Source organism: Mammaliicoccus sp. F-M27, assembly GCF_022387115.1.
GTDB lineage: Bacteria > Bacillota > Bacilli > Staphylococcales > Staphylococcaceae > Mammaliicoccus > Mammaliicoccus vitulinus.
Window position 1 is genome coordinate 1 of sequence record NZ_JAJNIE010000022.1, and the last position, 15,608, is coordinate 15,608.

Annotated in this window: 15 protein-coding genes; 7 read left to right on the top strand and 8 right to left on the bottom strand. The window is 30.8% G+C overall.

Annotated elements, in window-relative coordinates:
- From LQ598_RS13200 to LQ598_RS13210, 3 genes are all read right to left on the bottom strand, one after another.
- Positions 1-344, bottom strand: a 344-nt coding sequence (locus LQ598_RS13200; protein WP_239745674.1) for an MmcQ/YjbR family DNA-binding protein, incomplete at its 3' end; no start/stop codon positions are given.
- A gap of 94 nt (positions 345-438) precedes the next feature.
- Entirely contained in the window at positions 439-1,089 is a 651-nt protein-coding gene (locus LQ598_RS13205) for a YczE/YyaS/YitT family protein (RefSeq protein ID WP_107593071.1), read from the bottom strand.
- 120 nt (positions 1,090-1,209) lie between these two features.
- Positions 1,210-1,995, bottom strand: a complete 786-nt coding sequence (locus LQ598_RS13210) for an AraC family transcriptional regulator (RefSeq protein WP_107593072.1) — start codon at positions 1,993-1,995, stop codon at positions 1,210-1,212.
- Between the two features lie 247 nt (positions 1,996-2,242).
- On the opposite strand from LQ598_RS13210, the gene LQ598_RS13215 reads away from it, so the two are divergent.
- Positions 2,243-3,307 carry a Gfo/Idh/MocA family protein gene (locus LQ598_RS13215; RefSeq protein WP_239745675.1) on the top strand — a complete coding sequence of 355 codons (1,065 nt, stop codon included), beginning with the start codon at positions 2,243-2,245 and terminating at the stop codon, positions 3,305-3,307.
- Positions 3,308-3,371: 64 nt separating this feature from the next.
- Here the strand turns inward: LQ598_RS13215 and LQ598_RS13220 are convergent, their stop codons facing one another.
- The 5 genes from LQ598_RS13220 to LQ598_RS13240 form a co-directional block, all read right to left on the bottom strand.
- Positions 3,372-4,670 (bottom strand): TRAP transporter large permease, encoded by a 1,299-nt coding sequence (locus tag LQ598_RS13220; RefSeq protein ID WP_107365999.1) that lies wholly within the window; start codon positions 4,668-4,670, stop codon positions 3,372-3,374.
- Between the two features lie 30 nt (positions 4,671-4,700).
- Positions 4,701-5,186 (bottom strand): TRAP transporter small permease, encoded by a 486-nt coding sequence (locus LQ598_RS13225; RefSeq protein WP_017000010.1) that lies wholly within the window; start codon positions 5,184-5,186, stop codon positions 4,701-4,703.
- Between the two features lie 15 nt (positions 5,187-5,201).
- Entirely contained in the window at positions 5,202-6,242 is a 1,041-nt protein-coding gene (locus LQ598_RS13230) for a TRAP transporter substrate-binding protein (protein ID WP_017000011.1), read from the bottom strand.
- A 56-nt stretch (positions 6,243-6,298) separates the two neighbouring features.
- Positions 6,299-7,525 (bottom strand): Gfo/Idh/MocA family protein, encoded by a 1,227-nt coding sequence (locus LQ598_RS13235; protein WP_107593073.1) that lies wholly within the window; start codon positions 7,523-7,525, stop codon positions 6,299-6,301.
- Between the two features lie 402 nt (positions 7,526-7,927).
- Positions 7,928-8,680 carry a DeoR/GlpR family DNA-binding transcription regulator gene (locus tag LQ598_RS13240; protein WP_016999022.1) on the bottom strand — a complete coding sequence of 251 codons (753 nt, stop codon included), beginning with the start codon at positions 8,678-8,680 and terminating at the stop codon, positions 7,928-7,930.
- A gap of 160 nt (positions 8,681-8,840) precedes the next feature.
- Between LQ598_RS13240 and rhaB the strand changes: the two genes are divergently transcribed.
- From rhaB to aldA, 6 genes are read left to right on the top strand one after another with little or no spacing between them, the layout of a single operon-like run.
- The gene (gene rhaB, locus LQ598_RS13245; RefSeq protein WP_016999021.1) at positions 8,841-10,307 is read left to right on the top strand and encodes a rhamnulokinase; all 1,467 of its coding nucleotides are present in this window, start codon (positions 8,841-8,843) and stop codon (positions 10,305-10,307) included.
- Positions 10,291-11,550 (top strand): L-rhamnose isomerase, encoded by a 1,260-nt coding sequence (gene rhaA, locus LQ598_RS13250; RefSeq protein ID WP_107593074.1) that lies wholly within the window; start codon positions 10,291-10,293, stop codon positions 11,548-11,550. Before rhaB ends, rhaA begins: the two co-directional genes overlap by 17 nt.
- Positions 11,551-12,378: a rhamnulose-1-phosphate aldolase gene (rhaD, locus tag LQ598_RS13255; protein ID WP_016999019.1), complete on the top strand. Its 828-nt coding sequence runs from the start codon at positions 11,551-11,553 to the stop codon at positions 12,376-12,378.
- Position 12,379: 1 nt separating this feature from the next.
- Positions 12,380-12,694 (top strand): L-rhamnose mutarotase, encoded by a 315-nt coding sequence (rhaM, locus tag LQ598_RS13260; RefSeq protein ID WP_016999018.1) that lies wholly within the window; start codon positions 12,380-12,382, stop codon positions 12,692-12,694.
- 22 nt (positions 12,695-12,716) lie between these two features.
- Positions 12,717-14,054, top strand: a complete 1,338-nt coding sequence (locus tag LQ598_RS13265) for an MFS transporter (protein WP_239745676.1) — start codon at positions 12,717-12,719, stop codon at positions 14,052-14,054.
- Positions 14,055-14,058: 4 nt separating this feature from the next.
- Positions 14,059-15,489 (top strand): aldehyde dehydrogenase, encoded by a 1,431-nt coding sequence (aldA, locus tag LQ598_RS13270; protein WP_107634137.1) that lies wholly within the window; start codon positions 14,059-14,061, stop codon positions 15,487-15,489.
- Positions 15,490-15,608: the final 119 nt, after the last annotated feature.

A 15,608-nucleotide genomic window follows, 5' to 3' on the forward strand; every position in this document is an offset into this window, starting at 1 on the left:
TCATAACTCTCGGCAATTAAATCTTTAATGTCATTAATTGTATTTATCTCTTTCAAATTAATCGTAATCCAATTAGATTTATCCATGTGATAAGCACGATAAAATCCTTCTTTTTTTCTTAAAGGGCCTATAAACTCTTTTCTAACTTTAAGATTAATAACATCAATATGTTCAATAGTATTTAAACCGATTTTATCAGAAGTAATATCCATAACTAGCCCGAACCATTTTTTATTATCTTTATGTCTCAAAGCAGCATAATTAGAATATTTTTCCCAAGGGTAATCTGGCTTTATATTATATTTATCCTTAACAAAATCAAAAATTTCTTCACGTGTTATCATCCAATCACCTTCTCCTTATATATCAGTTTACCCTAGAGGGATATTTGGTAATCGGTAAATGAGAAGGTTAAAGTGGTTAAACTTTTATAAACAACTAAAAAAGAGAGTTATGCAATATATCTTTTTTTTTCACATTCATTGTTTGTAAAACTTTAATTATTGGTCCAATGATTAGCGCAGAAATAATAGTACCTTCACGAACTCCTGTAATTGAACCGAATGATACTAGTGAGATAACAATAGCGATAATTACTAAACTAATATCAAAGTATAATTTGATTGTTCCAAAACTTTTTGATGTTTTGATTACAAAAGCTTTTACTAACCCTTCCGCTGGGTTATTAACAACATTGGCTTTTAACTGTAAAGTTGTACTATAAGCTATTATAATGCAACCAACAACAACCATTAATAATTGAATGAGGTAAAATGAAGTTGGAATATGTGTAATTATAAGGGACCAAAAATCAATAGATAAACCTAAAAGTGGTCCTACAATCAATTGTAAATATTGTTCTTTTGGAAAGTCTTTTCTTAAAACAATTATTTCTATTAAGACAAAGATAATATTAGCAAACATTGTTAAAACACCAAAACTTATTGGGATAGATAAACTAAGTACATATGGTGGTGCTGTTATTGGCGTGGTACCAAGATGGGCTAAAGTAACTAATGATATCCCGGATCCCATAATAAAAATACTAAGTAAAAATAATCCATAACTTTTCATTGTTTTTATAGACATGGATATGACACTTCTTTCTGATAGTATTTAAAACACTTCAATACTAACCTTATACTAATTTTAATATGTTGTCTTACTATCAGAAGAAAGAAATTCTCAAATTCGGAACTGTTTATATTTTTATTTTAAACGGTATTTATGTGGTGGAATAGACGTGTGTTCTGTAAAGAGCCGATAGAATGTAGAAATTGAATCAAATCCTACTTCAAAACAAATTGCAGTAATATCTTTATTTGTTTCATTCAATAATAATTTAGCAGCTTCTAATCTAACTGTATTCAAATATTTTAATGGTGTTATACCGTATTGTTTTTTAAAGATTGTATAAGCATATCTGGCAGTAATGCCTATCTTTTTAGAAATGACATTATTATTTATATCTTCGAAATAATTCGTGTCTATATATTCTTTAATGGTTTCTGCTCGAAGTGAATTAGAGTTTACTGTATTAGTTTCTTCTTTTTTTAGAATTATTAATAATAATTCTGCCAAATAAATTTTCATAGCAATTATATTAATTACATTTCCTTGTTTTTGTTCATATAATATTCTTCTTAATAATTGTTTTACATTTGCACTTTCAAAAAGACTTAGAGACTCAAGTTTTGTACGATTTAAACCTTCTTGTTCCAACAATAATTTAATATCTTTGTCTAAATGGTTGGAATCAAACTCTAAGACTAATACGGTCATTTTATCTTTTGATTCAACAGCATGATAACTAAATGGTTTAATAAAGGCTAAACAACCTGTATATAGTTTGTTCTTCTGTTGACCGAAAATAATTTCACCGCTTCCTTCCAAAACATAAAGAATTTGGAACACTTTATGGAAGTGGCTTTTTTTAATATCTTCATTACGTTGTTGATTTTTTTGTAATCGAATCCCATGCATTTTGATGTCCATATAAATTTTCCCTTCCTGAATTGTCAGTTTTTTATTAGAAATTCCTGTTTTATTAAATCCTTTGGAACCAATTAGTGAGTATATCAATAAAAATAATTCTATATTAATATGTATAATATTACATTAGTATTAAATATACTATTTAAGTTATAGTATATACAACGTGTTTACGATAGCAAAGCCATGCTTTTTTATGTTAGAGTGAACATGAATTAGTACACTGTTGTGTATAAAGGGGTGGATATATTTGGGAAATATACCAAATTATAAAGAAAAAAATGAAACAGTTGTAAAACATGATGAATTTCCGTTTGCTGCGGTGGGCCTTAATCATGGCCATATATATGGGATGTGTGAAGGATTAATAGAAGCAGGTGCATCATTAAAATGGGTATATGATCCAGACTCAGAAAAAGTAAAAAAATTTGTTTCTAAGTTCCCTAATGTAAGTATAGCAAATTCACTTGATGAAATATTGAACGATGAAGGTATCAAACTTGTTGCAGCAGCAGATATTCCTTCTAATCGTAGTAAACTAGGTGAGCAAGTAATGCGATCTGGAAAAGATTATTTTACAGATAAAACGCCCTTTACAACTTTAGAACAGTTAGAAGAAACAAGAAAAGTTGTGAAAGAAACTAAACGTAAATATATGGTTTATTTTAGTGAACGTTTGCATGTAGAAAGCGCTATTTATGCTGGTGAGTTGATAAAAGAGGGTGCAATTGGAAAAGTTATTCAAGTTACTGGTTTTGGCCCTCATCGTTTAAATAAAGCTACTCGTCCAGAATGGTTTTTTGAAAAAGAAAGTTATGGTGGTATTTTATGTGATATTGGAAGCCATCAAATAGAACAGTTTTTATATTATACTGGAAATGAAAATGCGAAAGTATTACATAGCAAAGTAGGGAATTATAATAACCCTGATCACCCAGAATTTGAAGATTACGGGGATGCTACATTAGTTGGTGATAATGGCGCAACTTTTTATTTTAAAGTTGACTGGTTTACGCCAGATGGTTTGAGCAATTGGGGAGATGGTCGTCTATTTATTACAGGAACCAAAGGGACTATTGAGGTTCGTAAATTTGTTGATGTAACAAGAACAAGTACTGGAGACCATTTGTTTTTAGTTAACAGTAGTGGAGAAAAATATTATGAACTAGAAAATAAAGTAGGATATCCATTTTTTGGAGATTTAATCTTGGATTGTTTAAATCGTACAGAAAATGCGATGACACAAGAACATATTTTCACAGCTGCTGAACTTTGTCTAATAGCACAAAAAGAAGCTATTTCAATCACAAGTTAAAGTAATTTTTAACCCTCCTTTATTAAATATAAAGGAGGGTTAAACTTTTGAGATATTTATATTTTTATAAACCTAATAATCTAGGTAAAAACAAGCTAATTTGAGGCACAAAGGTAATTATCATTAATAATATAAATATAGCTATATAAAATGGTATTAAAGGTTTGATTAAATGTTCTATTTTAACATTACCAACACTGGCACCTACAAACAAACCAGTTCCCACAGGTGGTGTAATTGTACCTATGCACAAGTTTAATATTAAGAACATCCCGTAATGTATAGGATCTACTCCTAATTCTGTTACGATTGGTAAAAATATAGGTGTAAATATTAATATAGCAGGAGATATATCCATAACTGTACCAATCAATAAAAGGATAATATTAATAATTAATAAGATAATAATAGGATTATCAGAAATGCTTAGTACAAAACTACTTAAAGCATCAGGAATTTTTATAAATGACATTGTAAATGACATAGCAGAAGAAGCGGCTATTAAGAACATAATAACACCAGTCATTTCGACTGCTTCTATCATTATCTGTGGTAATTCTTTTAATTTTAATGTTCTATGATAAATTAATGATAAAAATAAAGAATATACTACACAAATTGCTGATGCTTCGATTGCCGTGAATAATCCTGTCAAAATACCGCCGATGACAATAACAATTAACAGTATGCTTGGTATTGCATCAAAAACAATTTTCTTAACATTTTTATTTTCTTTTTTAGCAGGGATAGGGAAATTATTCTTTTTAGCAATAATATATGTAACTATCATAATAGTTAATGCCCATAGTACACCAACAACAGCTCCAGAAATAAACAATGCAGCTATAGATGTTCCACCACTCACTAAAGAGAACATAATAAAGCCAGTACTAGGAGGGACAACCATCCCTATAGGGGCAGAAGCAACGTTAACTGCTGCAGCAAACCGTTTATCATATCCTTCTTTTTGCTGCATCGGAACCATAATACCCCCAATTGCTGTAGAAGCAGCAATTGCCGAACTAGAAATTGCTCCAAACAAAGAGTTACCAATAATATTAGTATGTGCTAAAGATCCAGGAATTCTTCCTCCTAATAACTTTGCGAATTCTATTAATTTAGTTGCTATCCCGCCTCTCTTCATAATCATTCCCGATAAGATGAAGAATGGTATTGCTACGAGAGAGAAACTATCAAGACTCGTTACCATACCTTGCGCCGAAGTAAAGGTGGCGACATCAAATGGTAAGACAAATAAAATTGTGACTAAAGATGCAATTGCTATACTAATCGCAATTGGGATACCAACTGCTAATAAAAATATAAACAATAAAATTAATATAAGGCTTGCTTTTAAAATCATATTTTCACCCGCTTTTTATTTAAAATTATTTTATGACTCAGAAGTTGTTTTTTTGGATTCTATTAAATCTAAAATGTTTAGAATACTGTAAAATATGAATAATCCACCTGAGATAGGTAATGAGAGATAAATTAATCCCATAGATAAATGTAGCGCAGGAGATATTTGATCAACTGTCATTAAAACAGTTTTTATACCACCATACATCATTACAATTGATCCGAATGCTAAAAAGCTAATTTGAATTAAAATGTCTACTATTATTCTTTTGTTTTCTACTAGTCTACTACTTAATAATGTTATAGATATATGACCATTTTTTCCTACAACATATGCTGCAGATAACAGTGATAACCAAATTAAGCTAAATTTCACAAACTCTTCAGTTATGCTAGAAGGGTTATGCAATATATAACGGGTTATGACTTGCCATGTGGTAACTCCTACCATTACTAAAAACAAAAGTGAAACTACTAATTCTAAAAATCTATCAACAGCTTTTTTTAAAAGTTTCATTGCTAACCTCCTTAATTATTCTTTACTCAAAGATTGTATTTTTTTATATAGATTGCCAAATTGTTTGTCGTTTTTAAATTCATCATGGATTGGTTGAACAGCTTTTCTAAAGGGTTCTTTATCTACTTCATTAAACTTCACATTATATTTGTCAGTCGCTTCTTTTTTCTCTTTATCTAAATATTTTTCCCAGATTTTTTTCTGGAAGTCTTTTGATTCATCAGCTGCTTCATATATAGCTTTTGTATGTTTATCTGATAATTTATCTAAAGTCTCTTTATTAATCATGACCATATCAGGTATTCTAGTATGCTCGTCGTACGAATAAAATTTTGTAATTTCCCCATGTCCAGCTGTTGCTAAAGCAAATTCATTATTTTCAGACCCATCAATAATACCTTGTTGCAATGAAGAATAAACTTCATCACTTCCTATTGGTGTTGGAGATCCGCCTAATGCTTGCACCATTTTCATCTGACTTTCGCTGTTCATTACTCGAATGTTTTTTCCTTTTAAATCATCAGGTTTCTCGACAGGTCCATCTGTCATGTAAAAGTTTCTAGCACCAGAAGTGTAATATGTTAAACCAATAATTCCTTGGTCTTCTGTTGATTTATAAATTGGATTCATTACTTGCTTATTTTCCAAAGTTTTATAATAGTGATCTTCGTCTTCAAATAAATAAGGAACACTAAATATAGAATAAATATCGGAGAAGCCTTCCAAAGTAGAACCACTAACTTTTGTGACATCAATTGCTCCAGCTTGTGTTAATTCGATAAGTTCTCTTTCTCCTCCTAATTGTCCATCTGGATAATATTCAACCTTAACTTCACCATCAGTTTTTTCAGAAACTAAGTCTCCGAATTTATTCATAGCATCTATAACAGGCTGACTATTACTAGCATATCCAAACTTCAATGTTACTTGTTTATCTTTATTAGAATCTGCAGATTTCACATTATCATTATTAGATGCTGTAGATTTCTGATTATTGCACCCGGAAATTAATAATAAAAATACTGCAGCTATTAAAATTAAAGGTATTTTTTTCATTTTGATCCTCCTAATATATTAAAGAAATCGCTTACAATTATTGGCGTGAAAATAGGTTAAGAATCAGGTTGACTGTGGAAAATATTTTTTGATAGCTGACTTACGTTTATTTTTTTTCCTCTTAAAGCCCAGTTAGTGTCTGTCTCACTAGGTAAAAAACAATTTGTATAACAATAATTCAAAATTTTAGATAAATCTTGTATCCAAAATTGTTTTTCAAAATCATCATAACGAACTATAGTTTGTGGAAATTCTTTAACAAGAGGTACTGATTCATGCATAGCTTGAATGGATAGTACGTGTGGTATTGAAGCTTCAATGCCACAAGGTATTTGATAATTTTTATTACTAATAGCATCTAGACTTATTGATAATTTTGTTAGATGATTTTGATTTTCTGGCCCTTTATAAATCTTACTTGTCCCATCATTCCAAGCTGCTACTATGTCATTAAAATCTCCATCTGATTCATATGTTATTGTTGCGTTTTCAAATTCTAGTTGAAAACAAGGTTCTTTATTTTCTTTTGTAGCGTGGGAAGCGTAAAAATATATATCTACATTATTTATAGTTTTTATATATGTAACACAGGTATCAAATGTCTCAATATTATTTACTCGATAAAGTTCAGCCTCAAGAGTATCAATTTTTGAACTTGTATCTACATTGTCGCCATTTAAATATAATAAATTATGTAGAAAATGTGCTGTTGCATTGTTTGCTACACTATCAAATATCATTGATCCATCAGTACTGTATTTTTTACCAGCCCATGGCGAACGATTGTAGTATGATTCGTTTCTTGGCCATTGCACCATGCTTTTAAATCGAATTGGTTTCCCGAATATTCCTTTTATAATGTCTTTTTTTAGCTCTAAAATAGAAGGGATGAAGGACCAGTTAAACCCTATAGCTAAAAATTTCCCTGTTTTATCCCTTGTGTCTTTCATGACTTGAACATCCTTAGGATTTGCAGTCATAGGTTTTTCACAAAGAACGTGACTGCCATAATTCATACAGAAACATGCTTGTTCTTTATGCAAATGTATTGGAGTAGATATAATTGCTAAATCAGCTTGTTTTTCTTTGTAGAACGATTCTATAGATTGATAAATTGGAATTTGTCTGCCAATTAATTCGTCATAGTAATCAGAGAATTCAGGATTGATATCTACTACACCATTTAACTGTATTCTTGCATCTTGATTAGATAAGAGTTCCCTTAAATACAAACTTCCATAACCGTTAATCCCTACTAAAACTACAGATATTTTTTCCTCCATCGATGTAATACTCCTTTGTTAAAGTTTAATTTTTACAATAAAACAAAAATTCTGTTTTGAATTGTTAGCATGGTTCCTAATATATTTATTATTCAATAATAAATGCGCTCTTATTTTGTCATTGTAAAATTTGTAGAGTGCACCTCCTTTAGTAAGCGCTTTCTTCGATTTATGTTAAAATCATAACATCAAAAACCACAATAAACAATGTAAAATTATAATTTTTGTTGTTTATTGTGGGATTCAAAGTTTTAATATATAAATAAAAACCTCCATCGCTATTCATAAATAAATGAATAGCGATGGAGGTTTTTCCGTGTAATGTGGTTTATTCAGTTAGAAGATAGAATTAAAATGATTGAAATGAATATTGTTAAGGCAATTGCTTAAATAATATATACTTTAATTTAATATTTCTATAGAATACTTTTCGAATAAATCTTTCCATTCGTTATCAAATTCTATATCCGATACAATATAATCAATATCTGTTATATGACCAAAAGTTATAAAACTAGTTTTATCTATCTTAGATGAATCTACTGCGAGTATAACTTTGTTTGCTTTTTCTATCATTAAACTTTTTATATGTGATTCGTCTTCGTTTGAATCAGTAATAGAACCCTGCTTGTTTAAAGCTTTACAGCTAAGTATCGCATAGTCTGGATTAAATTTATTAATAGATTCGATGGTTTGAGGGCCAACAAGGGCAGACGAATATTTCAATAATTTACCACCTGTTGAACTTACTTCTAGTGATGATTGGTTTACTTCATATAAAGCATTCACAGCGTTTGTGATAATATGTATTTTTTTATCAGAAATTGCGAATCGTTTTAGTGTTTCGTTAACTGTTGAACTAGAATCAGCAAAAAGACTTGTATCATCATCGATAAATTGATTAATTATTTTGGCAATATTAATTTTACTGTCTTTATTACGAGTATGTCTAACTGAATATGGTAGATCTTCTGATTTAAGTAACTTAGCGCCACCGTAGTTACGTTCTACTATGCCTTCTTTTTCTAGTTTTTCTAAATCTCGTCTTATCGTTTCTTCAGATACGTTAAATTCATTAGCTAATTTGCTAACATAGACGATATTATTAAAATACAATTCATTAAGTAAATTTCTTCTCCGTTCCAAAGGCTTCATAATCAATTTCTCCTAACTTTGTTTTGTGATAATTATATCATAAAAAATATCGTAATATCATACTTTACCACTATAAAAACAACATAAAACAATAAAAAATACATTTATTTGTTGAATTATGTGGTTTTTATATTTATAATACATACCAAGAGGTGAAATTATGAAAAAATATATTGCTGTGGATATTGGAGCGTCTAGTGGGAGAGCAATATTATCTCATGTTGATGATGTCATTCATACTAAAGAAATAAACAGATTTGCAAATGGTTTTACAACTAAAAATAACCAAGAAGTGTGGGATGTTGATTATTTATTTGAAGAAGTGTTGATTTCTTTGCAAAAAGCAAAAGAATTAGGAGTAGAATCTTGTTACTTAAGTATAGATACATGGGGTGTAGACTATATTTTTTTAAATGACAAAGGTAAGCGCTTGCATGAAGCGGTGTCATATAGAGATTCGAGAACGGATCATACAATGGAAAAAGTTTTCGATATTATATCTAAAGAAAAAATCTATGAAAAAACTGGTATTCAATTTTTGAAATTTAATACACTTTATCAATTTTATGAAGAATGCACAGAGTTAAAAAAACAAGCAGCAAAAGTTTTATTAATCCCAGATTATATAAATTATTTATTAACAGGTGAAGCAAGAAGTGAAGTTACGAATTTAAGCACTACTCAATTATTAGATGTAAATACAAACACATTAGATAAACAATTATTAGAAGTAGTTGATGTTGATGCTGAGATTTTCCCAGAGGTTATAGAGCCTGGTACATATTTAGGTGATGTGAAAGAAGACTTAAGAGAAAAATATAATTTACCTGTTACTCATGTTTATGCAACTGTTTCACATGACACGGCCTCAGCAGTACTAGGATCTGTTGGAGATAGTCAGAAAGGTTGGGCGTTTTTATCAAGTGGAACTTGGTCATTAATTGGTCAAGAATTGGATAAACCAATAATCTCTGAAACAGCATTAAGTCATGGTTATTCAAATGAAAGAGGTTATCAAGGTACGTATAGATTTCTAAAAAATATCATTGGAATGTGGATCATACAAAGAGTCCGTAAAGATTGGTTTGAAAATTATACTTTCCCAGAAATGGTTGAAGAAGCAAAGAAAAATAAAGGTTTTAAAGTCTTTATAGATTTTAATGATGAGCGATTTGTGAATCCGGACAATATGGTCGAAGAAATACAGGCTTACTGTTCTGAAACGAATCAACCTATTCCTAAAACTATAGGTGAAATTGCTCAAGCAATTTATTTAAATTTAGCAATTATTTATGCAACCTCGATAGAAGCTTTAAATGATATTACAGGTTCTAAAATTGAAGTTATCAATATTGTCGGAGGAGGTTCGAACAATGATTACTTAAATGAACTAACAGCACAATATACTAATTGTGAAGTTATTGTAGGTCCGGAAGAAGCTTCGGTGTTTGGTAATTTAACTGCAACAATGCTTGCTACACAAGAATTCGAAACAGTTGAGGAAGCTCGAAAAATGATTGGAAAATCTAATCATATCAAAAGAATAGAAAAAACTAATTTTAATAATGATTTAAAAATAGATATAGAAAAATTCAAGGAGGTTACACAGTATGCATACAAATCATAAAGAAGCATATGAATTAGCAAAAAAACAATATGAGTCACTAGGGGTTAACGTTGAGAAGGCTTTAGAAGCGATAAAAAACATTAAAATATCAATACATTGTTGGCAAGGTGACGATGTTGAAGGATTTTTATTTAATCAAGATTTAACGGGTGGTATATCAGTTACAGGTAACTATCCAGGTAAAGCTAGAAATGGAGAAGAATTACGTAGTGACTTAGAGGAAGCGTTAAAACATATCCCAGGAAATCATAAGATTAATTTACATGGTATATATGCAGAAACAGACGAAGAAATCGATTTAGATGAAATTGAACCTAAACACTTTAAAAAGTGGGTTGATTGGGCAAAGGAAAATAATTTAGGACTAGATTTTAACCCTACATGTTTTAGTCACGAAAAATCAGATGACGGATTTACTTTAGCTCATCCAAATAAAGAAATTAGAGATTTTTGGATTGAACATTGTAAACGTTCAAGAAAAATCGGAGAATATTTTGGAAAAGAACTGGGACAACCTTCTGTAACAAATATATGGGTTCCTGATGGATTCAAAGATACACCAGTAGATCGTTTAACACCACGTAGACGCTTAATGGAAAGCTTAGATGAAATATTTAAAGAAGAAATTGATGAAAAATATAATATTGATACTTTAGAAAGTAAATTATTTGGTATAGGTTCAGAAAGTTATGTTGTAGGTTCTCATGAATTCTATATGGGTTATGGATTATCACGAAATAAACGAATACTTTTAGATGCAGGACATTATCATCCAACTGAAGTGGTTTCAAATAAATTATCAGCACTTTCATTATTTAGTAACGGACTCAGTCTACACGTCTCAAGACCAGTGAGATGGGATAGTGACCACGTTGTTACATTAGATGATGAATTAAATGAAATAGCTAAAGAATTAATCTACAATGATTTAATTAAAAATACGACTGTAGGTTTGGACTTCTTTGATGCATCTATCAATAGAGTTGCCGCATGGGTAATTGGTACTAGAAATATGCAAAAAGCATTATTAATGGCGATGTTAGATCCTATAAATCAACTGAAAGAAGCGGAAGAAAAAGGCGATTATACTCAACGCTTAGCTATACAAGAAGAAATGAAAACATATTTATTCGGTCCTATTTGGAATGAGTTTTGTATTAGAAATAATGCAGAGCCTGGATTGGATTGGTATGAATCGATTAAAGATTATGAAAAAAATGTTTTGGAAGGAAGAGGGATCTAATTGGAAAACTTTATTGAAACACCTACAGTAAAAGAATTTTGTGAAATAACTCAATTAATGTACAAAAAAGGTTGGGATGAGCGTAATGGCGGTAACGTTTCATGGATTCTTGACGAAGATAAAGTAAGGCCTTATTTAAACAATCATTCAGAAAACGTTAGAAAGGTTGAATTACCTTTTACAGTAAAAGAATTAGCGAATCGTTACTTATTAGTGACAGGAACTGGTAAATATTTCAAAAATATTATTAATGACCCTCAAGATGCAATTGGTTTAATTCAAATTGCAGATGATGGTAAAAGTTATGAAATCTTATGGGGGTTTGTAAATGGAGCTGTGGCAACAAGTGAATTACCAACGCATTTAATGAATCATATTCAAAGATTAGAAGTTGATAAAGAACATAGAGTTATTATGCATTGTCATGCAACACACACGATAGCTATGACATTTTCACATGAGTTAGATGAAAAATTATTTACAAAAACATTATGGAAAATGTGTACTGAATGTCTAGTTGTATTCCCGGACGGCATTGGTATTATACCTTGGGTTGTGCCTGGTACAGAAGCAATTGGTAAGTTAACTGCTGAGAAAATGAAAAATCAAAGAAGTGTAATTTGGCCATTTCACGGTGTGTTTGGCGCAGGTCAAGATCTTGATGAAACATTTGGTTTAATTGAAACTATTGAAAAATCAGCAGAAGTTTATACTTATGTACAATCTCAAGGTGGTTTAAAACAAGATATTTCAGACGAAAATTTATTAAAGCTTGCTAAAGGATTTAATGTAGAACCGAAACACGGTTATTTAGAGGTTGGTGAGTAAAATGCAGCAACTCGCTACTGTTATGTATGTTAAAGAAGGATGCTATGAAGAGTATAAAAAAAGACATGATAATATTTGGCCAGAAATGAAAGAAATGTTAAAAAACCACGGTGTCAGCAATTATCATATTTACTTAAATGAAGAAAATGGAGAATTGTTTGCAATATTAAATTTTGAAGACCAATCGACTTATGATGAGATTGCTAATCAGAAAATTTGTCGGGAGTGGTGGGACTACATGTCAGATATTATGTGTGTGAATTCTGATAACAGCCCTAAATCTAAAGAATTAAAAGAAGTATTTTTCCTAAAGTAAAAACACAAAAGGGGATGGAAAAATGAACTTTAAATCAAAGGAAACAAATGGTTTAGTAGCTACTATAGCTATAGCAATGGCTAACTATATTGAAGCGGGTTCTATTATTGCTGCAGCAAGTAGTTTATCTTTATGGCAAGCATATTTAAATATAGATAATGTTCAAATAGGTTTGCTGAGTGCATTAAGCGCAAATGCTTTAGGAGCAGCTATTGGGGCACTTATAGGTGGACCATTAACCGATAAATTAGGGAGGAAATTTATATTTAAATATGATTTACTCCTGTATATGTTTGGGATGCTCTTTATTATATTAGCGTTTAATTTTGCGATGTTATTAATAGGAACAATAATTGTAGGGATAGCAGTAGGAATTGGTGTTCCAGTTGCATGGACTTATATTGCTGAAGAAGCACCTGAAAAAGAACGTGCAAAAAGAGTGGGTGTAGCTCAGCTTGCCTGGTCTATAGGACCAGCTATTACATTTTTATTAGCTGTTATTGCTGCACCATTTGGTTTGTTTGGATCTAGAATGATATTCTTGCATCTATTCATCATAGCAGGTGTTACATGGTGGATAAGACAAGGGATGAGCGAATCAGAAATTTGGGAAGCTGAGAAAGAAAAAGAAAGAGAAGAAACATTACAAGACATCAAGAAAACATCTGTTATTAAAGAGTTGTTCACGAATCCAGTTAACTTAAAAGCGATGTTATTATTGATAGGAATTTATCTTTTTTGGAATTTAACTTCAGGAGCGATGGGCTATTTCATGCCTTTCATTTATGAGAGTGTTGGAGGCTTATCAAGTGCTCAAGCTAATATATTACAAGCAGTATTATGGTTCTTAACAGTTGTGACTACTTATTTTGGCTTTATGAAATTAGGAGACAAAGTAAATCAAAGATTACTATTTGGAATTGGTGCAACGATGGGGATTGTCGCTTGGGTTATATTAACATTTGCACCTATGAACTGGATATCACTTATTTTATTCGTTGTATTATGGGGATCTGCAGCAGGTATAGGTGCTCAAGCATTCTATGCGTTGTGGACGAGCGAGTTATTCCCTACTCGATATAGAGCTGGTGCACAAGGTTTAATGTACTTCATCGTACGTACAGGTATTTCAATATATTCATTTGTATTACCAACGATATTAGCCACATTAGGATTCAGAGTAACAGGAATTATAATGATTAGTTTCTTAGTTATACATGCAGTAATTGGTATTGTATTAACACCGAAAACACAAGGTAAGACATTAAAAGAAATTGAAGAAGAAAGATACGGAGAAAGCCCAACTTACAATGTAAAAGAGTCAATTGAAAACAATAAATTAAATGAAGCGAGGGGTTAGTGTTATGTATCAAATTAAAGATTATGTAAATGGTAAATTTATTGAAAGAAACGATTTAGAATCAGTTGATGTTTTAAACCCGGCAACTGAGCAAGTAATCGCGCAAACTTATAATGGAACAAAGGAATATACTGAACAAGCAATACAAGTTGCTAAAGATGCTCAAGAATTATGGGCTGAAACTCCAGCAATTGAAAGAGCTCAGTATTTGAAAGAAATAGCTAATGGTATTCGTGAACGTGGTGAAGAACTTACAGAAATCATAATTAAAGAAGGCGGTAAGACTAGAGATCTTGCAAGTACAGAAGTGTTCTTTACAGCAGATTATTTAGATTATATGGCAGAATGGGCAAGACGTTACGAAGGAGAAATCATCCAAAGCGATCGTAAGAATGAGCATATTTTACTTTATAAAAAGCCTTTAGGCGTTACTTCAGGAATTTTACCTTGGAACTTCCCATTTTTCTTAATTGCTAGAAAAATGGCACCGGCTTTAGTTACTGGAAATACAATAGTTGTGAAACCATCAGAAGAAACACCTATTAACGCACTAATATTCACAGAAATATTAGATACTGTAGATTTACCTAAAGGTGTGTTTAATTTAGTTAATGGTTCTGGTGAGATAGTAGGTGATGAACTAGCTAGAAATAAAAATATTGAACTTGTTTCGATTACCGGAAGTGAAGGCGCAGGTAAGAAAGTAATGGAAGCGGCAAGTTCGAATGTAACAAAAGTCAATTTAGAATTAGGTGGAAAAGCACCAGCAATTGTACTTGAAGATGCAGATTTAGATAAAGCTGTTCAATATATAATAGATTCACGAATTATTAATACAGGACAAGTATGTAACTGTGCAGAAAGAGCTTATGTACAAAATTCTATCAAAGATCAATTTATAGAAAAGTTAGTAGATAAAATGAGTAATGTGAATTATGGAAACACACTAGAAAGCAATTATGATATGGGGCCATTAATCAATAATAAAGCGCAAGAAAATGTTCACAACCATGTACTACAAGCTGTAAAAAATGGTGGTAAATTAGAATGTGGAGGAGAGATACCAGAAGGTAAAGGTAATTTCTATCCAGCAACTGTTATTTCTAACTGTAGTAATAACATGGATATCATTCAAGAAGAAGTATTTGGACCAGTGTTACCAATAGTTGGTTTTGATACATTTGATGAAGCAATAGATTTAGCAAATGATAGTAGATTTGGTTTAACTTCATCGATTTATTCTAATGATATGAAAAAAGTCTTTAAAGCTATTGATAAATTAGAGTTTGGAGAAACATATGTTAATAGAGAAAACTTTGAAGCGATGCAAGGATTCCATGCAGGCGTTAAAAATTCAGGGATTGGCGGCGCTGATGGTAAACATGGTTTAGAAGAATATTTACGTACTCACATAGCATATATGAATATAGAATAATAAATATTGGTAAAAAAATGAATTTTAGGCTACTTAATTTCCGAAATATTGTGGAGATTAGTAGCTTTTTTTACATCTTTATTAAATTACCCTAATAATTTTTATAAGTATATTTAAAT

What these genes read in the sequence shown, in the direction of transcription:
- LQ598_RS13265 (WP_239745676.1), top strand. Translation starts at nt 12,717, where the DNA reads ATGAACTTTAAATCAAAGGAAACAAATGGTTTAGTAGCTACTATAGCT.
- rhaB (WP_016999021.1), top strand. Translation starts at nt 8,841, where the DNA reads ATGAAAAAATATATTGCTGTGGATATTGGAGCGTCTAGTGGGAGAGCA.
- LQ598_RS13240 (WP_016999022.1), bottom strand. Translation starts at nt 8,680, where the DNA reads ATGAAGCCTTTGGAACGGAGAAGAAATTTACTTAATGAATTGTATTTT.
- aldA (WP_107634137.1), top strand. Translation starts at nt 14,059, where the DNA reads ATGTATCAAATTAAAGATTATGTAAATGGTAAATTTATTGAAAGAAAC.
- LQ598_RS13225 (WP_017000010.1), bottom strand. Translation starts at nt 5,186, where the DNA reads ATGAAACTTTTAAAAAAAGCTGTTGATAGATTTTTAGAATTAGTAGTT.
- LQ598_RS13235 (WP_107593073.1), bottom strand. Translation starts at nt 7,525, where the DNA reads ATGGAGGAAAAAATATCTGTAGTTTTAGTAGGGATTAACGGTTATGGA.
- LQ598_RS13220 (WP_107365999.1), bottom strand. Translation starts at nt 4,670, where the DNA reads ATGATTTTAAAAGCAAGCCTTATATTAATTTTATTGTTTATATTTTTA.
- LQ598_RS13230 (WP_017000011.1), bottom strand. Translation starts at nt 6,242, where the DNA reads ATGAAAAAAATACCTTTAATTTTAATAGCTGCAGTATTTTTATTATTA.
- rhaA (WP_107593074.1), top strand. Translation starts at nt 10,291, where the DNA reads ATGCATACAAATCATAAAGAAGCATATGAATTAGCAAAAAAACAATAT.
- LQ598_RS13205 (WP_107593071.1), bottom strand. Translation starts at nt 1,089, where the DNA reads ATGTCTATAAAAACAATGAAAAGTTATGGATTATTTTTACTTAGTATT.
- LQ598_RS13210 (WP_107593072.1), bottom strand. Translation starts at nt 1,995, where the DNA reads ATGGACATCAAAATGCATGGGATTCGATTACAAAAAAATCAACAACGT.
- rhaM (WP_016999018.1), top strand. Translation starts at nt 12,380, where the DNA reads ATGCAGCAACTCGCTACTGTTATGTATGTTAAAGAAGGATGCTATGAA.